Origin of the sequence: Halomonas sp. YLGW01 (assembly GCF_014840935.1) — a bacterium.
GTDB lineage: Bacteria > Pseudomonadota > Gammaproteobacteria > Pseudomonadales > Halomonadaceae > Onishia.
Genome location: NZ_CP062005.1, coordinates 825,403 through 849,561, shown reverse-complemented (window position 1 = coordinate 849,561; position 24,159 = coordinate 825,403). Strand labels below are relative to the sequence as shown.

Annotated in this window: 21 protein-coding genes; 7 read left to right on the top strand and 14 right to left on the bottom strand. The window is 63.8% G+C overall.

Annotated features, from left to right (window positions below; translation table 11 throughout):
* Positions 1-54 precede the first annotated feature (54 nt).
* Positions 55-2,067, top strand: a complete 2,013-nt coding sequence (locus IEJ03_RS03940) for a hypothetical protein (protein ID WP_192037169.1) — start codon at positions 55-57, stop codon at positions 2,065-2,067.
* 114 nt (positions 2,068-2,181) lie between these two features.
* Positions 2,182-2,946: a TlyA family RNA methyltransferase gene (locus IEJ03_RS03935; protein WP_192036401.1), complete on the top strand. Its 765-nt coding sequence runs from the start codon at positions 2,182-2,184 to the stop codon at positions 2,944-2,946.
* 21 nt (positions 2,947-2,967) lie between these two features.
* On the opposite strand, the gene mscK is transcribed toward IEJ03_RS03935, so the two are convergent.
* Positions 2,968-6,480, bottom strand: a complete 3,513-nt coding sequence (gene mscK, locus IEJ03_RS03930; protein WP_347400993.1) for a mechanosensitive channel MscK — start codon at positions 6,478-6,480, stop codon at positions 2,968-2,970.
* A gap of 191 nt (positions 6,481-6,671) precedes the next feature.
* On the opposite strand from mscK, the gene IEJ03_RS03925 reads away from it, so the two are divergent.
* The 4 genes from IEJ03_RS03925 to IEJ03_RS03910 all read left to right on the top strand — a co-directional run bounded on the left by IEJ03_RS03925 (position 6,672) and on the right by IEJ03_RS03910 (position 8,767).
* Positions 6,672-7,643, top strand: a complete 972-nt coding sequence (locus IEJ03_RS03925) for a phospholipase A (protein WP_192036400.1) — start codon at positions 6,672-6,674, stop codon at positions 7,641-7,643.
* 86 nt (positions 7,644-7,729) lie between these two features.
* Complete coding sequence (locus IEJ03_RS03920; RefSeq protein ID WP_192036399.1) at positions 7,730-8,062, top strand: DUF883 family protein; 333 nt, start codon at positions 7,730-7,732, stop codon at positions 8,060-8,062.
* Positions 8,062-8,469: a phage holin family protein gene (locus IEJ03_RS03915; RefSeq protein ID WP_192036398.1), complete on the top strand. Its 408-nt coding sequence runs from the start codon at positions 8,062-8,064 to the stop codon at positions 8,467-8,469. Before IEJ03_RS03920 ends, IEJ03_RS03915 begins: the two co-directional genes overlap by 1 nt.
* Positions 8,450-8,767, top strand: coding sequence for a YqjK family protein (locus IEJ03_RS03910; protein WP_192036397.1), 318 nt, complete (start codon positions 8,450-8,452; stop codon positions 8,765-8,767). The genes IEJ03_RS03915 and IEJ03_RS03910 overlap by 20 nt, the downstream gene beginning before the upstream one ends.
* Before the next feature lie 24 nt (positions 8,768-8,791).
* Here the strand turns inward: IEJ03_RS03910 and IEJ03_RS03905 are convergent, their stop codons facing one another.
* Together IEJ03_RS03905 and IEJ03_RS03900 are read right to left on the bottom strand one after the other, a co-directional pair.
* On the bottom strand, positions 8,792-9,811 hold the full coding sequence (locus tag IEJ03_RS03905) for a CHAD domain-containing protein (RefSeq protein WP_192036396.1): 1,020 nt from the start codon (positions 9,809-9,811) through the stop codon (positions 8,792-8,794).
* 91 nt (positions 9,812-9,902) lie between these two features.
* Positions 9,903-11,084 (bottom strand): NAD(P)/FAD-dependent oxidoreductase, encoded by a 1,182-nt coding sequence (locus IEJ03_RS03900; protein WP_192036395.1) that lies wholly within the window; start codon positions 11,082-11,084, stop codon positions 9,903-9,905.
* A gap of 444 nt (positions 11,085-11,528) precedes the next feature.
* Between IEJ03_RS03900 and IEJ03_RS03895 the strand changes: the two genes are divergently transcribed.
* Entirely contained in the window at positions 11,529-12,413 is an 885-nt protein-coding gene (locus IEJ03_RS03895; RefSeq protein ID WP_192036394.1) for a DNA-binding response regulator, read from the top strand.
* A 160-nt stretch (positions 12,414-12,573) separates the two neighbouring features.
* Here the strand turns inward: IEJ03_RS03895 and IEJ03_RS03890 are convergent, their stop codons facing one another.
* The 11 genes from IEJ03_RS03890 to IEJ03_RS03840 all read right to left on the bottom strand — a co-directional run bounded on the left by IEJ03_RS03890 (position 12,574) and on the right by IEJ03_RS03840 (position 24,159).
* The gene (locus IEJ03_RS03890) at positions 12,574-13,842 is read right to left on the bottom strand and encodes a pilus assembly protein TadG-related protein (RefSeq protein WP_192036393.1); all 1,269 of its coding nucleotides are present in this window, start codon (positions 13,840-13,842) and stop codon (positions 12,574-12,576) included.
* A 2-nt stretch (positions 13,843-13,844) separates the two neighbouring features.
* Complete coding sequence (locus IEJ03_RS03885; RefSeq protein ID WP_192036392.1) at positions 13,845-14,309, bottom strand: TadE/TadG family type IV pilus assembly protein; 465 nt, start codon at positions 14,307-14,309, stop codon at positions 13,845-13,847.
* A gap of 28 nt (positions 14,310-14,337) precedes the next feature.
* Positions 14,338-15,282 (bottom strand): tetratricopeptide repeat protein, encoded by a 945-nt coding sequence (locus tag IEJ03_RS03880; RefSeq protein ID WP_242458043.1) that lies wholly within the window; start codon positions 15,280-15,282, stop codon positions 14,338-14,340.
* A 49-nt stretch (positions 15,283-15,331) separates the two neighbouring features.
* Positions 15,332-16,351: a type II secretion system F family protein gene (locus tag IEJ03_RS03875; RefSeq protein WP_192036391.1), complete on the bottom strand. Its 1,020-nt coding sequence runs from the start codon at positions 16,349-16,351 to the stop codon at positions 15,332-15,334.
* A 10-nt stretch (positions 16,352-16,361) separates the two neighbouring features.
* A complete protein-coding gene (locus tag IEJ03_RS03870) occupies positions 16,362-17,342 on the bottom strand; it encodes a type II secretion system F family protein (protein WP_192036390.1) in 981 nt (326 codons plus the stop codon).
* Entirely contained in the window at positions 17,333-18,712 is a 1,380-nt protein-coding gene (locus IEJ03_RS03865) for a CpaF family protein (RefSeq protein ID WP_192036389.1), read from the bottom strand. Before IEJ03_RS03865 ends, IEJ03_RS03870 begins: the two co-directional genes overlap by 10 nt.
* Positions 18,713-18,805: 93 nt before the next feature.
* The gene (locus IEJ03_RS03860; RefSeq protein ID WP_192036388.1) at positions 18,806-19,993 is read right to left on the bottom strand and encodes an AAA family ATPase; all 1,188 of its coding nucleotides are present in this window, start codon (positions 19,991-19,993) and stop codon (positions 18,806-18,808) included.
* Positions 19,994-20,077: 84 nt separating this feature from the next.
* On the bottom strand, positions 20,078-20,359 hold the full coding sequence (locus tag IEJ03_RS03855; RefSeq protein WP_192036387.1) for a hypothetical protein: 282 nt from the start codon (positions 20,357-20,359) through the stop codon (positions 20,078-20,080).
* Positions 20,360-20,381: 22 nt separating this feature from the next.
* Positions 20,382-21,953 (bottom strand): type II and III secretion system protein family protein, encoded by a 1,572-nt coding sequence (locus tag IEJ03_RS03850; protein ID WP_192036386.1) that lies wholly within the window; start codon positions 21,951-21,953, stop codon positions 20,382-20,384.
* A gap of 53 nt (positions 21,954-22,006) precedes the next feature.
* Entirely contained in the window at positions 22,007-22,804 is a 798-nt protein-coding gene (cpaB, locus tag IEJ03_RS03845; RefSeq protein WP_192036385.1) for a Flp pilus assembly protein CpaB, read from the bottom strand.
* Positions 22,801-24,159 carry an AAA family ATPase gene (locus IEJ03_RS03840; RefSeq protein WP_202884393.1) on the bottom strand — a complete coding sequence of 453 codons (1,359 nt, stop codon included), beginning with the start codon at positions 24,157-24,159 and terminating at the stop codon, positions 22,801-22,803. Before IEJ03_RS03840 ends, cpaB begins: the two co-directional genes overlap by 4 nt.

Below are 24,159 nucleotides of genomic sequence, written 5' to 3'. Positions count from 1 at the left end.
TGACGACAAGGAGTCTGTGTGACGACGCCACGTGACACGACAACAAGCAGTGGTATGCCGGCAGCCAGCGACAAGCTCGCTGGCCTGCTCAAGAAATTCGATGACGCCATCACCCTGCTCGGCAACGCACGCGACTTCGCCAAGCCGAGCAAACTCCCCCGCGTCCTCGATACCGCCCGGCGAGTCATGCTGCAGGAGGGCGGCTGCGAGGCCATCGAGCAGCGCGGCCGCACCCTCGAGGAGGCGGGCGTCTTCCTCGGGTCCGACTGGGAAACGCCTCAGCACCTAGTGCCCTCGCTCACCACGCACGCCCTGACGAGCGCCGACGCCAACATGGTGGTGATCGAGGCGCTCAGCGAGCTGCGGCTGCTGGCCGTGGCCAAGGGTGACTACATTCACCCGCTGATTTCGCTGGAACAGGCGCATCACTACCTGACTCAGACCATGGCACTGAACCTCAGGCTGTTGTTTGGCGCCCCCAGCGAGGCCGAGCGCGAGACTCAGGGCCGGCTGGCCGAGATTCCGCGCCACCTGTTTCGCCACCTGGCCGATCGTATCGGCTATGAACACATCATCGATCGCCTGATCGAGGAAATCTGGCGGATCCTGGAGCAGCGTCCCATCCAGGTGGATCCCGTCAAGCAGATGATCACTCAGATCGCCCTCTGCCAGGCCAATCCCGACATCGATCTGGGCGGCAGCGGCCAGGGCGCCGATCGCCTGGTCAGCTCGCTGTTCGGCCCCACCCGGGCCTGCCGTGAAGATCCGGGAATCGAGGTCTATCGTGAGCGACTCACCAGCATGGACGCCACCGCTCTCCAGGGAGAGGCCAGCGGTTTTGCGCGCTCCATGCACGATACGGGCCTGGTCTCCGCCTACCACCCCGTGCTGCTGCGCCACCTGCTGGATTACAGCGACCACCTGCTCGCCGAGGCCATGGGGCTCTCCTCCACCGGTCGAGACTGCCTGCTGTGTTACAGCGAACTGGTGCATGCGCTGATCCGCGGCGGTGTCTATCCGGAAACGTCCCAGGCGGTCTACGGACTGGCCCTGACGCTCGAGCGCGGTATCTTCTATCAGCCCCCCGTGGCCCCCGCCATGTGGCGGCAACTGGGGCTGCCGCTGTCGGACTGGTCCGAGGCTCGCCTGAACCTGGCGTTCGGGGAGACCGTCTCGCCCAAGGCACGCCTTCTGGAAGGCGTACTGTGCATGCTCGGCCTGCCGCTGGGCGTCGGTCAGGGCAACAACCCGACCTGCCAGTCGGCACGCGCCCTGTCGATGTGGGCCTACAACGACCCGGACTACCTGCTGCAGATGGTCGCCTGGGCCGCGCGCGATGATGACATCATCATGCACTTCGAAGGCATGCCGCTCTCCTCCATGGCAAGCCTCTCCGGCGTTGCGGAGACACTGCCCACGGATCTCGACCCGGTTTCCCTGATCGTGGTGCCGCACCTGGACCGCATCTACGCGGAAATGGGTCGTCGCTGCGTCGGCCGCGAGGGCGATCCACACCGCTGGGTCAACCCCGAGTTCCACGGCTGGTGGTCGGGCCGCGGCTTTCGCATCAATGTCGATGTGGCAACCGGGGCACTGCACGAACTGGACGACTTCCTGCGCCATTTCTATGCCAGCTACCACCCCTACTACAACGGCAATCAGCCGCTGATTCATCCGCAGCCGGCCGGCATCGCCGTGACCGACACCGCGGCCCGGTTCATCGGCTGGCATGCCATCACCATCCTGCGCGTCAATCTCGACCCCCACGACATCATGCGGGTCTACTTCTTCAATCCCAACAACGACAGCGGCCAGGACTGGGGCGACGGCATCAAGGTCAGCACGGCGGATCACGCCGAGCGCTTCGGCGAATCCTCGCTGCCCTTCGAGCAGTTCGTCTCCCGCCTCTACATCTACCACTATGATCCGCTGGAGCGGGGTGAACTGGCCAACATCCCCCAGGAGGAGCTCGACCGGGTGACCGGCTATATCTATCGCAGCTGGGGCAAGGATCGCATCCCCGAGGGCGAGCTTCAGGCGAGCAGCGTCCAGCCCTCCGAAGGCTAGGCCGGCGCTCTTCTCGCCGCTCGCTCACCCAGGCGGCCCCCGGGATTCTCTCCCGGGGGCCGCCTTGCGTATAATATGTGTCCCACGCGCTCCCACCCTTTGGCCAGAGGCTCCATGATCCGACTCGACCAGCTGCTCGTCGCCCAGGGCCTGGCACGCTCCCGCTCACGTGCCCAGCGCCTGATCCGCCATGGCCGCGTGAGCCTGGCCGGTCAGCCGCACCCCCTGACCAAGCCGTCGGAGAAGCTGCCCGACGACAGCGCCCTGACGGTCGCTGAAGACCCCGAGGAGCGCTACGCCTCCCGCGCGGGACTCAAGCTCGAGGCCCTGCTCGAGGCCCGCGGCGTGCGCCTGGACGGCCGGGTGGTACTGGATGTGGGCCAGTCGACCGGCGGCTTCACCGACTGCGCCCTGCGCTTCGGCGCGGCGCATGTGATCGGCGTCGAGGTCGGGCATGACCAGCTCGCTCAAGCGTTGCGCGATGACCCGCGGGTGAGCTGCCTAGAAGGCCTCAACGCCCGGGCGATGGCGGAGTCGCCCGCACTGCGTGAGGCGCTGACCATCCATGCGCCTCGCGGGCTTGCGATGGCGGTGATGGATGTGTCCTTCATCTCCCAGACCCTGATCCTGCCCCAGCTGAGCCAGCTACTGCCGGCGGGGGCCGAGTTGCTGTCGCTGGTCAAGCCCCAGTTCGAGGTCGGCCCCGGCAGGGTCAATGAGCGTGGCATCGTCACCGATGTCGCCCTGCACGAAAGCGTCGAGGCACGCATCCGCTCCTGCTGCGCCGAGCAGGGCTTCACGGTACTTGGCTGGCAGGAGAGCCCGATTCGCGGCGGCGACGGCAACCGAGAGTTTTTGCTCCACGCCCGCCGCGACTGAGACCGCTCGATGGGCTAAAGCCTAGTCATCCTCGCTTCGCGCTCTGCCACCTAGCCCATCACTCTCTCCATCACTCTCGTCGCCCCCCTCGCCGTCCCTCTTGCCGTCCCCCTTGCCAGCATCTTTCTTACCGCCTCGAGCCTGGCGAGCGGGCGGCCGCGCCGCCCAGTCGAGGGGCCCGCCCGTGGCATCGTGCAGCCGCACGTCGAGCTGATTGAACGCGATCTCCACCCCGTGCGCCTCGAAGCGCGACGCGATGTCGACGTTGATTTCATCCGCGGCATGCAGCCGATCGAGCAGCGAATTGACGAAGATGCGCAGCTCGAACTCCAGGCTGCTGGCCCCATATTTCAGGAAGAAAACCTGCGGCTCCGGGTCCGTGAGCACTCGCGCATTGGCCTTGGCGGCCTCGCGCAGCAGGCGATGCACCAGCGCCAGATCGGAGCCATAGGCCACGCCATAGGTCAGCACCACCCGGGTGATGGTGTCCGATAGTGACCAGTTGATCAGCTGGTCGGTGACAAAGGTCTTGTTGGGGATGATGATCTCCTTGCGATCAAAATCCGTGACCGTGGTGGCGCGGATCCGGATGCGATTCACCGTGCCATGCAGATTACCAAGGGTAATGGTGTCGCCGATGCGCACCGGCCGCTCGAAGAGGATGATCAGCCCCGAGATGAAGTTGGCAAATATCTCCTGCAACCCGAACCCCAGGCCCACACCCAGCGCCGCCACCAGCCATTGCAGCTTGTCCCAGGTCACGCCGAGGGTCCCGAGCGCCATGACCAGGCCGCTCCCGGCGATCGCATAGGACAGCAACGAGGTGATGGCATAGGCACTGCCCTGCTTGAGCGCCAGGCGGGACAGCACCATCACCTCGAGAAGGCCTGGCAGGTTGCGCGCCAGCATCATCGTCAGGGCGACCGTCGCCAGGGCGATGAAGACATCCGCCACGCTCACACCGGTGGCGATGTCTCTCCCCCCTTCTGCCCCCACGCCGCTGCCCTCCCCCGCCCATACCGCGACGCTGTCCAGATAGCCCAGCACGGACAGCAGGTCGGCCCACACCGCATACAGCAACAGCACCAGACCGAGCGCCAGGATCAGCCTGGACAGGCGCAGCGACTGCTGGTTGACCTGATTCATGTCCAGCGGGGGTTCCTCGACCACGTCCATGCCACTCTCGAGCTCGTCGCGCCTCTGGGCGCGGCGGCGAGCCAGCGCACGACGGTAGGCCAGGCGCCGCGCCGCCACGGCCAGCCCACGCACCACCGAGGCCTCCACCACAATCCATATTCCCAGCAAGTAAAGGGTAATCACGTAACGCGAGACCAGGCTCAAGGCCGTATATTCGTAGCCCAACACGATCAACCCGATCAGCAGCAGCGGTACCGCGGCCAGGGCCAGGCCGACCAGCAGGCGCAGCAGCAGGATGCCGAAATACGGCGTGTGGGCGGCGATCAGCTTGCTCTGGATCACGGCCATGCCGACGAGGCCGGCCAGCATCAGCAGCAGGGCCAGCGGATGCTCGGCCAGCGTGCTCTCCCCCCCACGGGCCAGGCTTGCGATCATCAGCACCGGCACCAGCGACAAACCGAGCCCGAGCAGCAGCCAGGACAGCCGTGACGCATAGGCTGGGGGCCACAGGAAATGGCGCATCGCCACCCCATCGCGCACCAACAGGCGTCTCGCCCAGGCGATGCTGCCCCAGGCCAGTGCCAACTGAGCCAGCGCCATGCCCAGGCGCGTCATCACCCCTTCCCCCCCGACCACCAGGGCCAGGCCAAGCGATGCCATCAGCAGTGGGCCGGGACAGGCCAGCAGCGCATTGAGCGCGATCGCCAGCGGGGTAAGCGCCTGGGTGTCATACTTGAGGTGCCCGATCCGGTCATTGAGCAGCACCAGGTGTCGCTTGATCGGGGGGCGCAGCAGGAAGAGGCCTATGGCCAGCAGCATCGGCAACAGGCCCACCAGGGCAGCCGGTCCCGGCCATTGCATCGGCAAGATGGCGCGCTGCTCGCCTGCACGCCAGGTCTCGATCAGTCGCGTCGGCACCTGACGCAGCCACCCCAGATCTAGAGGGCGACTGTTGGCCACCCAGAACAGCTGCTCGTCGAGGGTCCCGCGCAACCGCCGGCTTAAGCCCAGTAGCTGCTGTTGATTGAGCTGCAGATCAATGGCAGCGCTCAGCTGCTCACCATAGGCCTGCTCCACCTGATCGACCAGCTCGCGACGCGATGCAAACAGCCGCTCCAGGGCTGCCACCAGATCGGGTGTCGGCTCGGCCTTGGCCGCTTCAAGCCGCTGTGCCAAGGCAGTACCATCCCGCAGCGCCTCGCGCTGGCGTCCCAGCTCGAACTGCTTGAGACGCAGATCCGCGATGTCGTCCTGCAGGTTGCGGCGCTGCTCCACTTGCGGCAGCAGGCGTCGCTGTTCACGCAGGATGCGCGACAGCAGGAGGCTGCCACGAATCGCCTCGATCTGTTCATTGAGCGTCCGCTGCAGCTGGCGCACGCGATCGAGCTGGCGGCGAACATCGAGGCCCTCTCGCGCCAGGGTATTGGCGCGCTCGGTGGCCTTCAGGAGCTCGAGGCTCAGCTCACGATTGACCTGGCGCGCCTGCTGCACCGCCGGGTGCTCGCTTTCCACCAGCGGGCCACCGGCCGACGCTGCCTCGATCACCTGCTCGGACTGTGCACGACGCTGGCGGTCGAGCACGGCCTGCAACATGGCCAGGCGGGTCTCCTGGCGGGCGATCTGCCGATTGAGTTGCTCCTGACGCAGCTGGGCGAGCTCTCGCAGCCGGGCGTTGGCATTCAGTGCACGCTGATGGTAGCGCACGGTGAGATCCGCCAAGCGTGTCTCGACGAGGCGCTCGAGACGTCGGGGAGCATCCGCGGCCTCCTCCGCCAGCCCCTCCAGGGCCTGGCGGCTACTCTCCAGCGTCTGCATGGCCTTGGCGATACTCTGCTGGGCGCGCTCCGGTAGCGTCTGGGTATTGATGAGCTGGGTGTTGACCGCGCTCAGGCGATCCTGCTGTGCCTGCAACCTGCTCAGTGCGTCCTGCAGGCGGGCGTCCAGCTCTCTCGCCGACAGTCCCTCGAGGGCATCGAAGGTCATATCGGGCGCGGCGGATGCCTCACCCTTGAGCGCCTGCTGCAGGTCCTCGATCTCCGCCGGGGCATTGGCGATGCGCTGCTCCAGCGCTGCCATCTCGGCCTGCAGGTCCGTGAGCTTCACGAGCGCCTGCCGGGTCGCCTTGAGTGCCTCAAGATCACGCTTCGCGGCCTCATCCAGCGTGGCGCCTTTCTCCGGTTCCAAGGCCCGAATGCGCGCCTCCACGGTGGCGATCTCCGGCAGCTCGGACGGCACCGACGGGGCATCCTGAGCCTGCCCTCGCCCCGGGCCGACCACGCCCATGACCAGGGACACCACAAGCAGGATCGACCATACGAGCTCAAGCCAGCTACCCAGGCCGACGACCCAGCGCGCCCCGCCGCCATGCTCAAGACACACCCTGCTCACTGGCCCCACGGCATTACCTCCTCTTGCCCTTACCGCACGCCCGATGACCGCACCCAAGACTGGCGATGCCGACCGAACAGCCCTTAACAGTGTCGGCCGCTCCGCAGATATGGACAACTCGGTGCAAGCGGTCGAGAACGATTGACTTGCCCCGACGGCATGGTAGAAACAGGGCTCAGACGACCGACAGGAATCAGCACATGGCCATGCCCAAGCCCAAGCTCACGTCACTCGCGGCCATTACCCTGGCCCTGTGTGGCCAGATGCTGACGGGCGCCGCCATCGCGCAGGACGGTGAGACCGAGGAGCAAGCCACCCACCAGCCACTGACGCAGGAGGCCATGGCCGACGAGCTGGCGGCCCAGCGCGCCCTGGAGGAAGCGGAGCAGCGCCGTGAGCTGGAAGCCGAATCCGAGAACAACCCCTTCGCGATCACCGCCTATCGCCGCAACTACCTCTTCCCATGGAGCTACAACAGCACCCCCGACGAGGACAACTTCCGCCCCATCAGCGAGTCGGAGGTCGGCAATGCCGAGGTCAAGTTCCAGTTCAGTGCCAAGTTCAAGCTGGCCGACAATCTCTTCGTCAACAACGGCGATCTCTACTTTGCCTATACCCAGCGCAGCTGGTGGCAAGCCTATAATTCCGAGGCCTCCTCCCCCTTCCGGGAGACCAACTTCGAACCGGAGTTCTTCCTGAGTTTCGACAATGACCTGTCGATGATGGGCTGGACCAACATCCAGAATCGCCTTGTGTTCAACCACCAGTCCAATGGCCGTTCCGAGCCGCTGTCGCGCAGCTGGAACCGTCTCTACGCGGAAAGCGTCTTCCAGCGCGGTGACTGGGTGATCAGCCTGGCCCCCCACTGGCGCATCCCCGAATCCGAGGAAGAGGACGACAACCCGGACATCGAGCGCTACATGGGCTACGGAGATATCACCCTGGCCCGACGGCTGAAGGAAAACCACGAAGTCAGCCTGCTGGTGCGGGGCAATCCTGGCGCCGGCCACATGGGCTATCAGTTCGACTATTCGCTGCCGCTCTCCAGCAGCATGCGCTGGCATATCCAGTACTACCACGGGTACGGCGAGAGCCTGGTCGGCTATGACACCAGCAACAATCGCCTGAGCCTTGGCTTCAGTCTCAACTCGTTCTTCACCAATACCCGCTAGTCTGGGCGCACAACGCAGAGAGGTGCTGCCCGCAGGCCCCGGCTGCTATGCTGATCACGTTTCCCCCACGTCAGAGGAAGACTCAGATGGCCAATCGCACGCCCAACATCGATACCAGTACCGACCAGCTCAAGAGCGACCTGGAGCATCTAACCAGCACGCTCGAGGAACTCGTGCACGCCACGGCGGATGATTCTCGAAGCAATATCAAGGAGATGCGTGAGCGTGCCGAGAAACGCCTGAAGGACACCCGCGCCCACCTCGAGGCGCGAGGCGAACGGCTCTACAGCGATGCCCGTGACAATGTTCGCGAGCAGGCCGATGCCTGCGACAAGTACGTGCACGACAACCCCTGGACCAGCATCGGTATCGGTGCCGCGGTCGGCGTCGTGGTCGGCATGCTGATCGGGCGGCGCTGATGGCTCAGGGCCAGGGACCGGCAGAGCGCGTGTTCGAGGCCACCCGGCGGTTGATCGGCAGCCTTGTCGCCACCGGCGAGACGCGACTGCGACTCGCCGTGGTAGAACTCGAAGAGGAGAAGGCCCGCCTGGTGACCCTGCTGCTGCTGGCAGGCGTCAGCTTCCTGCTGCTACTCCTGGGGCTTGCGGTGCTGACCCTGCTGGTGGTGGTGGTGTTCTGGGACAGCTACCGCCTGGAGGCCATCGCCGCCTGCGCGCTGGCCCTGCTGGGCAGTGGCCTGGGAATGGCGCTCTGGGTACGCCGCCTCGCCCGACGCCCGACGCTTCTGAAGAGCACGCTCAAGCATCTCGCCACCGACCGCGAGCTACTGGACGCGGAGCGACAGCATGCCCACGCCGACCACTAGTGCCGTTGACCGGCAGCGCGCCGGCAAGCAGAGCCTGGCCGCTCGCAAGGCGCTCCTTGAAGCCCGCATCGAGCAGCAGCGTATCGATGTGCTAGTAAGTGCCGAGCGCTGGCGGCAGGCCACTCGGCGCATCGATGCGCTCTACCATGCAGCGCAGCGCTGGAAGGCCCCGTTCTATGGCCTTGCTGGTGTCATGATCTGGCAAAGCCTCCGCCGACCGAAGGGACTCAGGCGACTAGCCGGGCGGGCCTTCGGCCTGGCCATGACGGCAAGGCGCCTGCGCCGCGCCATCAAGTAGCCACCCCATCGCACCGCTGCCACATCACCACAACATCCCTCCGTCATTTTCAGCGTCCATTTCGCGGCGAGTCACCAGGCCGATTGCATCGCTCAGGACGTCGCCACCCGCCAGAAACAAACGCCGATAACGGCGACGAAAAGCCTTGGGCGATTCGGCATGGAGCAGTCCACCGAGCCGCCGGGCCTCGTCTCTCAAGGCGATCTGGCGACGGGCCGCCCGCCACTCAAGCTCCGCCAACGCCTCCGCCCCGACGCCCTCGAGGCGAGGCAGTTCGGCACGCAACACCGTGAGATCGTGATCCTCCCCCAGCCGATCCCCCAGCGCCTCGAGGCTCCTGGCCCGGGCGCGCATGGCCACCGGCCACAGCGACTCGAGCAGGCGGACGTGATACCAGTGGTACTTGACCTGCTTTCGCCACTCATGGAAAAGCCGATCGTCACCGCTGGCATAAGCTTGGGCATAGCTCTTGGTATAGGCCTGGGTATAGGCCTTCCGCCCCCGGGCATAGACATTCTCCAGCCCGCCGGCGACCGCCGTGAAACCCTTGCCTTTCAGCCGCCAGCCCGGCAGGCGCTCGTGCATCGCCTCGAGCTCGGCACGTGCCGCGCCCAGCTGAGTCAGGGTGGCCGCTTCGCCCTCCTCCGGGTGGGGTGTGGCGGTCAGCCGCCGATCCCGCGCGGTGACCAGCGCCTGGCGCACCGGGGCCAGATGAAGCGCCGACGTCGCCAGGGTATCCGGCGGAACCAGGCGATCGAAGGTCTCTATGCGTACCTGGGTGTCGCGGAGTCCCGCCAGGGCACGCGCCGCATCCCGCAAGGCCGCATTTTCCTGGCGATACATGTCGGAAGGCATGACGTCTCGCATCAGGCGCAGCAGGCCACGCAGCATCTTCATGCGCTTGCGCACCTGATGGACGTGATCGGCAAGCCGCGGGTCACTCGGCTCGATGGAAAGCTCAGAAAGCGCCTTGCGCAGTTGGCGATCGCAGATTCGCCTAAGGTTGGCCTGCATGCCTCGATCCAGTCGCAGCGCAAACGCCATGGCGGCCTCTCCTGAGCATCATCACGGTAGGACTGGGGCGACACGGCCCCTCTGACGCCAGGACGCGCGGGCTCGTCTTGCCTTTCTGTTCCTAAAGCGACTGGCCACAGGCGACGCCGGACGCCCAGGCCCACTGGAAATTGTAGCCGCCCAGCTCGCCGGTCACATCCAGCACCTCGCCGATGAACCGCAGCTGCGGCAACCCATTGACCGCGAAGGTCTTCGACGACACGGCATGGGTGTCCACGCCGCCCATGGTGACCTCGGCAGTGCGCCAGCCTTCGGTGCCCGCGGGCTTGAGACGCCACTGGTTCAGGCGGGCCTGCCAGCCTTCGAGGCGCGCGTTGGAGAGCTCCGCCAGCGGCGCATCCTCGCCGTACCAGTCGTTGAGCGCCTGGGCAAAACGCTTGGGGAAACGCTCACCTAGCCAGGTCGATAGGCGCCGCCTAGGGGTCTCCCGGCGCGCCCGGGCCAGGGCCTCGAAGGCGTTCTCACCTGCCAGCAGGTCGACCTCGAGCTCATCCCCCGCCTGCCAGTAGCTGGAGATCTGCAGCATGGCGGGGCCGGAGAGCCCTCGGTGAGTGAACAGCATCGGTTCCCGGTAGGCGCCGTCGCGACAGGTGACCGCCACCTCGCAACTGACGCCGGCCAGGGCCGCGGCGCGATCCTTCCACTGGGAAGTCAGGGTGAAGGGCACCAGTGCCGCCCGAGTATCGGTGACCGCGAGGCCGAACTGGCGGGCGATATCGTAGCCGAAGCCGCTGGCCCCCATGCTGGGAATCGACAGGCCGCCGGTGGCGATGACGACCGCCCCGGTGTCGATGCGCCCGCGGGAGGTCTCCAACCGCATGCCCTCGCCCTGGCGCTCGATGGAATCGATCCGGGTCTTCAGAGCAACCTCAACCCCGGCCCACTCGCACTCGGTGAGCAACACGCGAACGATGTCCTTGGCAGAGTCGGCGCAGAACAGCTGGCCAGGCGCCTTCTCAACGTAGTCGACCCCATGGCGCTCGACGAGCTCGACGAAGTGCTCTGGCCGATAGCGCTTCAGGGCGGAAATGCAGAAATGCGGGTTGGCCGAGAAGAAGTTGCCGGGCCCCGTCGCCATATTGGTGAAATTGCAGCGACCGCCGCCCGACATCAGGATCTTCTTGCCGGCCTTGTTGGCATGGTCGAGCAGCAGCACGCGTCGGCCTGCGTACCCGGCCGTCAGGGCACACATCAGCCCGGCCGCACCGGCACCGATCACTACTACGTCGGGTTGAGAGCTCATCAGGGGGCACCGTACTCATCAGGTTCAGCGTACTCATCAGGTTCAGAGTACAGGGGGATGATCATCGAAAAGTGCGGCGCATTCTACCAGAGTGGCCGGCTGCCACCATGCGGCAAGATGAGACAGAGGTGCCAATACCTACATGCCTCGCGGCCAGAAGCCGATTGGCAAAAGCTCAGGACACGGCTATTCTTTTAGTTACTAAATGTATATTTAGTCATTATATTTAGAACCTCACCTAATTATATATAATTAAATATCTAATACTTATTTATCAAAAGAAAAATTTTTTAGAATTTACCTAAGATTTAATATATTAATTAATAACTAAAAAGCTCTCATCTCGCCGCAGCTCACTAAGCACCAACAATAAACACACAAACAGTAACATTGTACAATACTAGTCAATTTTATTGCGACGCAGACTGCAGGGAGCCTCGACGTATGGATACGCATGACTATGTGCTGGTGGTGAAAAGGAACCTCCAGGAGGCCCCCGAGGATGACTACCTGGTCGCCCTGCGAAGCGCCGGCTATCGACTCGAGGTCGTGCCTGCGGGACAGGACCCGTTGCCGGTGATGAAGACTCGTCCCCCCATCGCCGCCATCTTCCAATACGATTTCCCCGACCAGCAGGGCCTGGCCGACCTGCGTCAGGCCAAACAGGACGAGGCCTCGGTCCCGCTGCTGATGATCACCCAGGCCCATTCGGAACACCTTGCCGTCTGGGCCTTCCGCTCGCGGGTCTGGGACTACTTCGTGCACCCGGTTGACTTTCCCCGGCTGCTCGAAGTCATGGCGACCCTGCGCCGCGTGCGACTGCCGGCCCGAGACGAAAAAGTGTCACGTCAAACGCTCGACATCCGCAATACCATCCCTCCCGAGGCACGCCTGAGGTTCACCGGGCAGGGCAGCGATCAATCACAACTCGAGAGGGCTATCGCCTTCGTCGACCAGAACCTCCACCGCAAGATCGCCCAGGCCGAGGTCGCCGAGCTTTGTGGCCAGAGCACCTTCCAGTTCAGTCGCCTGTTCAAGCGCGTGACCGGCGAGACCTTCCAGGAATATCTGGTACACCGCCGTATCGCCGAGGCGATGCGGCTGCTCGCCAACCCCAAGGTCTCGATCACCGATGTCTGCTTCACCGTAGGCTTCCGCGACCTCTCCTACTTCACCCGCACCTTCCAACGCTATGTCGGAAAGCCCCCCTCCCGCTACCGCCTAAGCATTGTACCCGTGGCACCGGTTCCCATGGCGCTGCATGATAACGACAGCGCTAAGGCCGACCTCACCGAAGCGACCTTCACGCCCCCACCCATGCACCGCTGAATCACCTTCCGTCCGCCGCCGCGCCATGACGGGGCCGTCACGCACCCTCAATACACCACGCCACGACGCGGGCCGCCCTGCCAGGCGGGCCCGAATGAGGGCGGCCCGGATGATATGCTATACGTGCCTTGCGATTTCCGTGGCATTTCCCACCACCGGTTCAATCCACCAGCACCGGAATCTGCGCCAGGATGCCGTAGTTCTCCCCTCCCGTGCCTCCGGTCGGCTCCTGGTAAGAACAGGAGGGAAGGAAGTAGATGCTTTTCTGCCGCCAGCCACCATTGGCATAGGTCGCTAACGCATCATTCTCGCCGCGCAGGTTCATCGCATCAACGAAATCATCCCAGCGTGTCACGCCACTGGGGTCGGCATTCGACCAGGTACCCGGCGATACGCCAGCGCTATCGTCGGGAGGCAACGCCATCTGAAAGGGAGCATCGTCATTGATCTTGTTCGACTGGTTGACGACCCAGATCACATCGAGATTCACCGCTCCGACCAGGGGGTTTCCGGGGGCAATGCCATCGGTACAGTCGACCACCGGCAGGGTCATATTCCAGGGCTCCTGCTTGTTGGTGATTGCCGCCCAATTGTCATAGAAGGCCTGGAAGGCCGCCTGCACCTGACCATTATTGGTCGCGATGTCCTCGCCAAACTCTAGCTCGTCCGGATTGCCGGTACCGCTGTTGACCAGATCACGCAGTTCGTTGGCATTACTAGCGCCGTTGTCACCCTGCTCGAGGTTCGTCCAGCCCCCGGTCTGATCGCCTTCGGGAATGAAGCGTCCCACATCGCAGGAATACTCGCCCGTTGGCGTGGTGATGGCTTCCCTGCACATGGCGATCGGCTGGTCGACATCGCCGGGCCTGAGCCTGCCGGCGAAGCCCAGATAGGCCACCGCGCGTGCCGAAACGTCATAGCCTGTGAAGCCGAAGATGCTGCCGAAAAATGCCGCCACCGGGGTCGCGCTACGCTCGGTCACGACCTCCACGGCATTGATGAAGTCGGTATTGAGATCCAGCTCCATGGTGCTTTTGCCAAACAGGTCCACTAGCTCTAGATCAGGCGATTCATTCGCGGTGAAGGTGCCATCGATGAAGCTCCAATGTCCCCGCACAGCTCTAACAACTTCCACACTACTTCCTTGACTATGGTTGGCTGTAGCGACATCTCTGGCGATTTGATCAGCGTTCGGGTTGACTGCGCTCCCGTCCGCCAAGTAAAGCCTTCTTGCACCCGCCAGGGCACCGGCATCCGCGGCATTTTGCAATTCGTTGCGCGCCACGTACAAGTTACTGCCATCCACTGCCAGGGCCGTGAAGGCCAGCAGCATGAACAGCGACACCGCCATCAGCACTACCGAGACACCACGCTGACGAACCGGTGATACGCCCTTCCCTCGAAGTAGCCATCCCTGACGAGTCTTCATGATCATTCCGCCCGCATCACAGTGGTAGAGGAAAGGGTCAGCACGTCCCCTAGGCCGACCAGGAAACCCGGCAACACCAGAAATTGATAGGGATAGTCGACGCTGACCGTCAGGTCATCCCCGGCATCGAAGTTATCATTGCCGTTGCGATCATTTCGCTGAATATTGACCTCCAGATCGGCGGGGCCACCCAAGGAGATCAGGAAGGCCTCGGCATAGTCATTGATGGCCTGCTCGATGACCGGATCTTCGGTGGTCGCCATATCCACCAAGGCACGCTCCCCCGTACGGAACAGGATGCCTTCCCTGGCACCCTCTCGCGTGGCATTGGTCAGCGTGGCCTTGTCGAACAGCGCCACGCTGAACTCGATGATGCCGAACAGCAGAATAAACAAGACCGTCGCCGAGATGGCGAACTCGACCAGCTCGGAGCCTTGCTGCCGGTGAAGTGATCGTCCCAGATTCATGATGCCCCCTCCCTATCCACCCACTGGATTATTCTTCGAAAAGTCCGTTGTCCCGGCGCACCATCAGATCCAGTTGCCTGGCATTCTCACTGGCCGTCACGTAGTAGGCTGGCGAGAGGCGCATGGCCTCTTGGAAGAAGTTCATGGCCTCGGCATAGCGCCCCTCGACCATGGCGATATAGCCGATGTCATTGAAGGCTTCGGCCCGCTCGCCATTGCGGGCGACGGCCTCGATGGCGAAGTCGTAATCCCCGTCCCGGGCGTGGACGAGGCCTAGGTTTCGCCAAGCGAGTTCATAGCCGGGATCGTTGGCCAGCGCCTGGCGAAGCGCCTGCCGTGCGGCGGGCCAATCCCCTTCCAGATAGTGCGAGTAGCCGAGGTTATTCAGCATTCTCGGCACCATCGGGTTATCGGCCAGGCCCTGCTCGTAATAGCCCTGCGCCTTGGCATAGTCGCCCTGGATATCGGCGATCACCCCTAGGGCATTGAAGGCCTGCCAGGGTGCCTTGCCGCTATCCACCACCGGCTGGAGCTGCTGTGCGGCCTGGTCGTACTGACGCTGCTGGAGATAGACGATGCCGAGCCCGGTCTTAGCACCGATATAGCCGGCATCGACCTCCAGCGCCCATTGGTAGGCCAGCATGGCCAGGCGATGATTATCCCGGCGGTGATGAATGGTGCCGATCTTGTAGAGCGGCTCGGCCTGGGGCGACTTTTCCATCTTGAGGCCACGCAGATACTCGAACAGGGCCCGGTCCGGATCGCCTGAGTTCATGGCGGCATCGCCGTTGCGATAGGCCTCTTGCGGACTCGCCACCGGGAAGGCGGTGCTGTATGCCGTGGTGGATTCGCCATCATAGAGCGCCGCATAGGTGTCATCGGCCCCGCTGCGCTGGCTACTGGCGCAACCGGCCATCAGGCTGGTCGCCAGCAAGGCGGCGGCGATACGGGTCATGCGATGAGTCGTTTTCATGGGAACATCTCCCCGGTAGACGGTCTTTGGCATTGCAGCCCCCTGAGGTTCACTGGCCGGCGCGGGCCAGTGCTTCCATGGCCCCCAGCAACGGCGGCCCGAGCGCGACCACGAAGAAGCTGGGAAAGACACAGAAGATCAGCGGAAAAAGCATCTTGGTGCTGACCTTGGCGGCCTTTTCTTCGGCTTCCTGGGTACGCTTATCCCGGAGTTCGGAGGCATAGATACGCAACGTGGCGGCAATGCTGGTGCCAAAGCGCATGCTCTGCAGCAGCGTGGTCACCAGCCCTCGGATATCCTCGACGCCGGTCCGCTCCTCTAGGTCACGCAGGGCACTCCTGTGATCCATCCCGGCGCGGGTCTGCAGCCCGAAGAGGTTGAGTTCATCGGAAAGCTCCGGGTGACTGACGGCGAGTTCATGGGAGACGCGCTGGATGCCGGCTGCCAGCCCGAGTCCTGCCTCGGTGCACACCACCAGAAGATCCAGAGCATCCGGCAGGCCGCGACGCAACAGGCGGGTACGCTTGTTGAATTGCTGGTCCAGCCAGAATGACGGCAGCACATAACCAACGATAGCGACCGCCATCATGACCAGCAGCGCGGTAGAGATCGGCAGGCGTGTCAGCGGGACCAGCACGGCCATGACCACCAGGGCCGGCAATACCGTCAGCGCCAGCCTTGCTCCGTAGAAGACATTCACCGCGCCCGGTGAGCGCTTGCCGGCGCGGCGCAGGCGCTGAGCGAGCTTGTGCTGCTTCTCTTCCTCGCTGGGAACAAGCTTCTCGCCCATCGGCCCCAGCCAGTGATCGAGCCCCCCTGCTACAGAGGGTGAGGCCTTGATACCGCCTGACGTTCCCGAACCATGACCAGCGGCGGCCACCTCCGCATGCGCTTCCAGGCCACGCAATCGACGTCGCAGGGGATCCGAGAGGCCGATGATCAGCAGCACCAGGGCCACCAGCAGGGCGAAAATGGCAAGTCCCATCAGGGTGGCGAAGCCCAGTTCGATCATGACCGGGTCGGCGACTTGCTCGTCGAGCCAAGCCATCCATTGATTGATGCGTTCCATGACCACCTCCTCAGACGTCGATGCGCACGATCTTGCGCATCCACAAGATGCCAATGACGATCAGCACAAAGGCGATCATCACCAACTGCCGGCCGGTCGTATTGTCGGTCAGCATCGGGATGAAATCCGGACTGGTGATCGACAGCACGCCGGCGAGCCCGAACGGCAGCAGCGACAGGATCCAGGCCGCCATGCGGCCTTGGGCCGAGAGAGTGCGCACGTTGCGATGGAAGCGAAAACGCTCACGAATCACCTTGGCCAAGCCATCGAGCAGTTCGGCCAGGTTGCCGCCGGTCTCCTTCTGGATCAGTACCGAGGTCACGAAGACCATCACCGTCACGCTCTCGACCCGCTCGAGGAGCCCCTGCATGGCGGTGCGTACTTCGCCGCCGTAGTTGATTTCCATGAAGGTGGTACGAAACTCCCCGGCCAGGGGCTCGGCCATCTCCTCGGCGACCAGGTGCATGGCATCACTGAAAGGATGCCCGGCTCGCAGGGCGCGAGCCATGATCACCAAGGCATCCGGCAACTGCTCCTCGAACTTGGCCAACCGCCGAGTGCGTGCCAGCCGCAATCTAAGGAAGGGAACACTGGCCACCAGCAGCCCGATCAGCACGCCCATCGCGGGAATCGGCAGCAGGTAGACCCCCGCCACTCCGACCATGCCACCCAGACACACAGAGAACAGCACGATGCGATAGGCCGGGGTTTCCTTGCCTGCCTGTTCGACCAGGCGCTCGATGTGTTCCATCCCGGGCAAGGCTTCGAGCGCCCGCTCGAGGGGAGACAGCTCGCGCAGGTACTTGCGCCGCACCAGGGATATCTGGCCGGGGCGCCGATCCCCCTGCATCGAGCGCAGACGCTTCTTGAGTCGCTTGCGGGTCTGGCGATTCTCGCCGAAGGCCGGCACCAGGAAGCTCTGCATCAGCAGGAAGACGGCGATGGCCACCATCCCAATGACGATCACCTCGTCGGACACATTCAATTCCATGGCCGCTGCCCTCCCTGTACCTGGAACACATGGAGATCGGGCGCCAGGCCGCGCCGCTTGAGGTAGTCGTAGAAGCCCGGTACCACCCCGGTCGCCTGATAGGAGCCCATGACGTTGCCCTGTTCATCGAGGCCGTCCCGCTGGAAGCGGAAAATCTCGGACATGGTGATGATGTCGCCTTCCTGGCCGTTGATCTCCTGCACGCTGACCACCCGGCGCTTGCCATCCTCCATGCGCTCGACCTGCACCACCACATCCATGGCCGAGGCGATCTGGGCGCGCAGGGCCGCCGCCGGCAACTGAAAGCCGCACATGGCCACCATGCTCTCGATGCGGCTCAGGGCATCGCGAGGCGTATTGGCGTGGATGGTGGTCAGTGAACCGTCGTGGCCGGTGTTCATGGCCTGGAGCATGTCGAAGGCCTCGCTGCCGCGCACCTCGCCGAGAATGATGCGGTCCGGGCGCATGCGCAGGCTGTTCTTGACCAGGTCGCGCTGCGTGACCTCGCCGCGCCCCTCGATGTTCGGCGGCCGGGTCTCCAACCGAACAACATGAGGCTGCTGGAGCTGCAGCTCCGCCGAGTCCTCGATGGTGACGATGCGCTCACGATGGGGAATGAAGCCCGAAAGGATGTTGAGAAGAGTCGTCTTGCCCGCCCCGGTCCCGCCCGAGACCAGCACATTGAGGCGAGCCTGAACGATACGCTCCAGCAGCTCGGCCATTACCGGCGTCAGGGTGCCGATCTCCACCAGGTTCTCGGCGTTCAGCCGCTCCACGGCGAAGCGGCGAATCGACAGCATCGGCCCGTCGATGGCCAGCGGCGGAATCACCGCATTGACACGAGAGCCGTCCTTGAGGCGAGCATCCACCATCGGCGACGACTCATCGATGCGGCGGCCTACGCTCGAGACGATGCGATCGATGATGGTCATCAGGTGGCGATCGCTGTCGAAGCGCAGCTGGGTCTGCTCGAGCTTGCCGCTGCGCTCGACGAAGATCGGCGTGGTGCCGTTGACCAGGATGTCGGAGACGCTCTTGTCGGCCAGCAAGGCTTCCAGCGGCCCGAGACCCAGCACCTCGTCCTGCAGTTCGGTGACGATGCGTTGGCGCACCGCGACGTTGAAGGGCAGCGCTTCCTCACTCATCAGCGCCTCGCAGACCTGCTGAATCTGGTTGCGCGCCTCCCGTTCATCGAGACTGCCCAGCAGCGACAGGTCGAGCACCTTGACCAGCTTCTTGAATATCTGCTGCTTGCATTCCTGCTCGGCACCGGACAGTCCCTGGGTCGCATTGCGCGATGCCTTCAGGCCCCACTGGGTCCTTGGAGCATCCTGAGCACCATCGTTGGTCACGCGTTCACGAAAGTTCATGGGTATTGCTCTCCATAAGGGCAGCCATAAGGGATGGCATAGGTGGCGCCATCAGGGACAACGCCCTGTGAGCCAGGCCACATGCGATTGCCCTCAATTCCGCAGGGCCCAGCCCAGCAGGGACAACCGGCCAGAGCGAGGCGCCGGCGCTTCTGTTTCGTCGTTAAGCGATTCGGCCAGCGACTTGAGCGCCTTGGTCACCGGTGCCTTGGGCGCCATCTCCAGCAGGGGACTGCCCACATTGATGCTCTGGCTGACACGGCGGAAGTCATTGGGCAACGTCAGGATCGCCATGCCCGGCAGGGCATCCCGAATCGCCGACAGGCCCACGTCGTTGTGCTTGTCGTAGCGGTTGACCACCAGCAACATTCGGGTCTGGGTCAGCTTGAGTTCGTGGCGCAGGATATCGCGCAGCCGTTGGGCGTCACGCAGGTGGGCCACGCTCTGCTCAAGCACCACCAGAATCCGATCGGCCCGCTCGAGCACCGCTGCGGTGGGTCCGCCCACCCAGCGGGGCAAATCGATGATGACCTCGTCATAGGCCTGGCCGAGTACATCGAGCAGCAGCTCGACCCGGGATTCCGGCACCTCCGCAACGGTCACCATGTCGTCCGGCGACGAGGCCAGCAGGTCCACGCCGCTGTCGTGGGTCTGCACATAGCCCTCCAGCGCCACGGCATCCAGGCTGTCGGCTTCTTCGAGCGCACGCACCAGGCCATTGTGGGGCGCCATGTTGAAGTACAGGGGTAGCGACCCGAACTGCACGTCCAGGTCCAGCAGCAGACTGCGCCGCTCCTGACTGGCAAGGATATGAGTAAGGTTGGCAGCCACCATGCTGGCACCCGACCCTCCCTTGGCATTGATGACCGCGGTCATGCGAGCACGGGGCTGCTGAGGGTCGGCGACCTTATCCCGCGCCAGTTGGCGAATGAACTGGGTAATCTCGCCGTCATCGATCGGCGGTGAGAAGAAGTCCCGGGCTCCCGCTCGCATGGCCAAGCGAATCAGATCGACATTCCCCTTGGGGCCGACCACCAGCAGCGGCGGGCGCTCGGCCGCCGGCCGCTCCCAGAGCGCGGTGAGCTCGGCCTCCCAGCGTTCGCTGGCCAGCAGGATCAGCGCATCCGGCAGTGGCGACACCCCATGCAGCGGATCGGCGTGGCCGTTGACGATCACCTTGGTGGTGGCCCTGATGTCTCCCTGGCTGCGAAGCAGCGTCTCCAGGCACTCGAGCTCGTCCCGGGCGCGTCCTGCCAGCAGAATCTCCAGTCGATACCGCATGGTGTTCCCCTTCTAAAGTGACGATCCCGTAGTCAGCAGCCCTTGCACCTTGTCCTGGCCAGACTTGCCTGTCGAAATGCCCACTCAGGGCAGCGACATGCTCGACGGCGGATACGCCGCGGCGGGCTGACGATAGCCTTCCAGGGCGCCCGCCACCTTGCGCCCGCTGGTCGGCGAAACGGGATCTCCCGGGTGGTAGGTCTGGGTCTCGATCATGTGGCGCACGGTATCGCCATAGGGCGGCAGGTCGGCGCCTGGCTGCCCCGCGCAGGCGGTGAGCCCACCGACCAGCACCAGGGACATGAGACTCGCCACGGCGAAGCGGTGCAAAACAGCACGGGGCAGAACAATCAGTGAATGCGACATGGTGGATTCTCCCGGGCGCGAATCAGAGGTCATGGCCGAACTGGCCTTCGGTGCCGCCTTCGCGACGGCTCGACATCAACTGCATGTCCATGCTGGAGCGATTCGCACGCCGGGGCTTCGGCTGATCGGCCTCATCGCGGCCATTAAAGCGCCCCATGAGGTAGAACTCGACGTCGCTCGGGGGCACGAAGGAGCCGGTAGGCAGGCGCGCCAGGTCAGGCTCATAGGCGCGCGCCAAGCGCGGGGTGACGAAGATCACCAACTCGGTCTGTTCCTTGACGAACTCCTGGCTTCGAAACAGCGCACCGATGACCGGCACGTCACCAAGCCCCGGGAACTTTGAGATGTTTTCCTGCAGGCTCTCGTTGAGCATCCCGGCGATGGCGATGGTCTGGCCGGTGGCAAGCTCTACGGTAGAGCTCGCACTGCGTTTGGTCAGTGCCGGCACGAAGAACTGCGAAGACGACTGCTCACCTACCCCCACCACCAGGCTGTTGCTTGCAGTAAGCTCAGAGACCGAGACATCCACCTTCAGGTTGATGCTGCCGGAATTCAGCACCACCGGCAGGAAACGCAGCCCGACGCCGAATTCCTTGTTCTCGATGGTGATCTGGCCATCGCCCTGGGGCACGGGAATCGGGAACTCTCCGCCAGCGAGAAACTGTGCGGGCTGGCCGGTCAGGGTGGTGAGGTTGGGCTCGGCGAGAATCTTGGCCACCCCCTCGCGGTTAGCGGCGTCAAGCACCAGGTTCAGCAGATAGTCGTCGCGCAGGTAGCTGGCGAAAATGCCGGCGTCTTCGATGGTGGCCGTTGTCGGTGCAAACTCACTCACAGCCGGCCCGACAACGGAGCCTGACAACAACGCTGGAGCACGCCCCGTCGCACCATTTCCCGAGAACAAGGCATCTGGAAAACTTGCCCCGCCCTTCACCGCTCCCAGTTGCAGGGCCGACGAGCCGACGTTGAAGACGTTGAAGTCGGTTTCCAGGCGTTTGACCAGCGAGCGGGAGACCTCGGCCACCTTGACCTCCAGCATCACCTGCTGGGCGCCACCGACCTGCATCAGATTGATCACCTGGGCACCGCCCTCGTCGCCTGCCGAGAAATGCTGGGCGAGGCGCAGCGCCGTCTCCATGCGCTCGGCGCTGGACACCTCTCCACTCAGCACGATGCTGTTCTGGGCCGAGCGCACCTGGATGTTCTCGTCAGGCAGCATGTCGTGCAGATGCAGCTTGAGCGTATCGAGATCATGGGTCACGGTGACATTCAGCATGCCCTGAACCCGTTCATTCTGATCCCACAGCACCACGTTGGTAGTGCCCAACGTCTTGCCCAGTACATAGACCTGGCGCGAGCGCACCACCACGATATCGGCGATATTCGGGTTGCCGATCGACAGGATCTTCACCGGCCGCGGAAACTCCAGTACCTGAGACTTGTTGACCGCTACCGCCACCGCCGCCGAGCGCCCCTGATAGGGCATGGCGATGCTGCGCTCCAGGGCCTGGGCGCTGACAACCTCTGCCCAGAGGCCAGCCAGCAGGACCAGCACAGCCACCACTACCCACTTCCCGATTTCCCTTTGCCTGTCCATAGCACTCTCCCACTGACGCGAATAGATCCTGCCGCTGTTAGTCATCATGGCGTTCAATTTCTGACCGTGACCGAGCTCATCTGGGTACCGCGAATCACATTGACTCGCTGACTTACGGCCCGAAGCACAGGCCGAGGCGCCACGGCCACTGTTTCGGGCTTGGGCAGCTGAGCGGTCATGAAGTCATCTTCTTCGTTATCCATGGGATTACGCAGCGTCAGCTGAACCTTGCCTTCCTGAGTAGCTTCGACCAGCTTCTCGGCCTGGCGAGGATCGACCTCGAGGGTCACCGCCCGCACGATCACCGGGCCGTTTCGGTCCTGAGAGGCGATCTGATCCACCGCCAGCACCTTGATGTCGCTCAGGATGGTCTCCGACTTGACGCTACGGTTGCTGCCTCCATCGCGCCTGGCGGAGACGATATCCACCCGATTGCCCGGCAGCAGGAAGCCCGCCACCCCAACCACGTCGTCGACTCGCACGCTCATGGCGCGCTTGCCGTGCTCGAGCACCGCCGCCAGGGCGCTGCCTCCCATATGCTCGGCCACCCGCCCTTCCAGCACGATCTCGCCCGGGTAGATGACCTGGTTGCTGACCCGCCCCACCACGCTCTCAATGCTGTGAAAGCTTCCCGCGGGAATCGCATTCGGAGGCAGCTCCAGCATCTTCAGGTCTGAGGCCTGTACCGTGGAGCCAAAGGGAATCTGCAAGGTGGCTACCACCACCTGCGCCACATCGCTCAGGCCATCGTCACCCGACTGAGCCTTCATCCAGTTCTTCGCCACCATAGCGGCCCCAAAGGCCATCACCAGTGACACCCCCAACATCAACACCACACCCTGCTTTTTCATGACGCATCCCTCCCGGAATCACCCAATTCGACGAAGTAGTTCTGCCAGGCCCAGTAGAGGGCCGACTTGGAAAGCTGGTCATGTCCCTGATAACGCAGGTAATCCACGGCCAGCCCGATGAGGTCTCGTGGGTGACAGGGCAGGAGCGCCACCTCGCGGCGTTGGTACAACTCATCAATCACAAAGGTGGCCAGTCGCTCGTTGTAGTCGATGCCGTTGGCCAAACACTCCTGCTGCCAGAGGGTCAGGTAGTCGTCCCGGCCTAAGCAGGAAAAACGTATCTTGTAGCCGATGCGACGCAGGAAAGCGGGATCAATCAGGCTCAGCGGATCAAAATTCGAGGAGAACACCAGAGCCACATCGAAGGGAATGCGAAAGTGCTGGCCACTGCTCAGCGTCAGGTAATCAATGCGCTCCTCCATCGGGACGATCCAGCGATTGAAGAGCTCCATGGGCGCCATGCGCTGACGCCCCAGGTCATCGATCACCAGCATGCCGTTGTTGGCCTTGAGCTGTAGCGGCGCATGATGGATGCGGGTGGCCGGGTCGTACTGGACTTCAAGCATATTGAGCGTCAACTCGCCACCGGTGACCACGCAGGGGCGGTGGCAGCAGACATAGCGCGGGTCATGGCCACGCTCCAGGTATAGGCTCGCCAATGGCGAGGGGATGTCATTGGCCACAGGCTCATGCACGCCACCATCGAAGCAGCGCAGCGCCTTGCCCGCCACCATGATGGCGTGGGGAATGAGCACCTCACCGGGCAATAGTCGTGCCAGGTGACGGGCGGTATAACTCTTGCCGGTACCGGCATCGCCATACAGGAGCATGGCGCGGCCCGAGACCAGTGCCGGGACGAGCTGATCGAGCCGTTCCGGGGGAATGACCATATCCGCGAAGGCCTCGAAGACCCGTTCCCTATCGATGCCCACCCCCTTCATGGTCTGGTGGGCCACCCGGCGGGTGTAGTCCTCCAGGGTGACCGGCGCCGGGCCGCTGTAACCGTCCCGGGCGAGGGCCTCCAGCGCCGCCGCGCGGCCCAAGTCGGTCAGGCCATATCGCAGGCTACCGCCGCTGCCGGCACCTCGCAGCTCGATGCGTCGCTCGTCACGCAGGAAGTGACAGACCTCCTCGACTACCGCCCCCGATAGCGCACTGCGCTGGCTAAGTTCCCGCATGTCGAGTACGCCGGCTTCAAAAAGCTGCTTGGACAGCAGGTCGGCGATATACAGAAGATCCAGCCCCGTCTCTGCTATCGTTGCGGGTCGCATGGCATTGGCGATTTCCGACGGCCCCGCCAGAATTTTCTGGCCAGCGTCCTGATCATTATCGGTATTAAGTGGCGCGAGACTCAT

Excerpts from the sequence above, each read along its gene's own strand:
- IEJ03_RS03940 (WP_192037169.1), top strand. The coding sequence starts at position 55 with ATGCCGGCAGCCAGCGACAAGCTCGCTGGCCTGCTCAAGAAATTCGAT.
- IEJ03_RS03935 (WP_192036401.1), top strand. The coding sequence starts at position 2,182 with ATGATCCGACTCGACCAGCTGCTCGTCGCCCAGGGCCTGGCACGCTCC.
- IEJ03_RS03925 (WP_192036400.1), top strand. The coding sequence starts at position 6,672 with ATGGCCATGCCCAAGCCCAAGCTCACGTCACTCGCGGCCATTACCCTG.
- IEJ03_RS03920 (WP_192036399.1), top strand. The coding sequence starts at position 7,730 with ATGGCCAATCGCACGCCCAACATCGATACCAGTACCGACCAGCTCAAG.
- IEJ03_RS03915 (WP_192036398.1), top strand. The coding sequence starts at position 8,062 with ATGGCTCAGGGCCAGGGACCGGCAGAGCGCGTGTTCGAGGCCACCCGG.
- IEJ03_RS03910 (WP_192036397.1), top strand. The coding sequence starts at position 8,450 with ATGCCCACGCCGACCACTAGTGCCGTTGACCGGCAGCGCGCCGGCAAG.
- IEJ03_RS03905 (WP_192036396.1), bottom strand. The coding sequence starts at position 9,811 with ATGGCGTTTGCGCTGCGACTGGATCGAGGCATGCAGGCCAACCTTAGG.
- IEJ03_RS03900 (WP_192036395.1), bottom strand. The coding sequence starts at position 11,084 with ATGAGCTCTCAACCCGACGTAGTAGTGATCGGTGCCGGTGCGGCCGGG.
- IEJ03_RS03895 (WP_192036394.1), top strand. The coding sequence starts at position 11,529 with ATGGATACGCATGACTATGTGCTGGTGGTGAAAAGGAACCTCCAGGAG.
- IEJ03_RS03890 (WP_192036393.1), bottom strand. The coding sequence starts at position 13,842 with ATGAAGACTCGTCAGGGATGGCTACTTCGAGGGAAGGGCGTATCACCG.
- IEJ03_RS03885 (WP_192036392.1), bottom strand. The coding sequence starts at position 14,309 with ATGAATCTGGGACGATCACTTCACCGGCAGCAAGGCTCCGAGCTGGTC.
- IEJ03_RS03880 (WP_242458043.1), bottom strand. The coding sequence starts at position 15,282 with ATGAAAACGACTCATCGCATGACCCGTATCGCCGCCGCCTTGCTGGCG.
- IEJ03_RS03875 (WP_192036391.1), bottom strand. The coding sequence starts at position 16,351 with ATGGAACGCATCAATCAATGGATGGCTTGGCTCGACGAGCAAGTCGCC.
- IEJ03_RS03870 (WP_192036390.1), bottom strand. The coding sequence starts at position 17,342 with ATGGAATTGAATGTGTCCGACGAGGTGATCGTCATTGGGATGGTGGCC.
- IEJ03_RS03865 (WP_192036389.1), bottom strand. The coding sequence starts at position 18,712 with ATGAACTTTCGTGAACGCGTGACCAACGATGGTGCTCAGGATGCTCCA.
- IEJ03_RS03860 (WP_192036388.1), bottom strand. The coding sequence starts at position 19,993 with ATGCGGTATCGACTGGAGATTCTGCTGGCAGGACGCGCCCGGGACGAG.
- IEJ03_RS03855 (WP_192036387.1), bottom strand. The coding sequence starts at position 20,359 with ATGTCGCATTCACTGATTGTTCTGCCCCGTGCTGTTTTGCACCGCTTC.
- IEJ03_RS03850 (WP_192036386.1), bottom strand. The coding sequence starts at position 21,953 with ATGGACAGGCAAAGGGAAATCGGGAAGTGGGTAGTGGTGGCTGTGCTG.
- cpaB (WP_192036385.1), bottom strand. The coding sequence starts at position 22,804 with ATGAAAAAGCAGGGTGTGGTGTTGATGTTGGGGGTGTCACTGGTGATG.
- IEJ03_RS03840 (WP_202884393.1), bottom strand. The coding sequence starts at position 24,159 with ATGAGTCTCGCGCCACTTAATACCGATAATGATCAGGACGCTGGCCAG.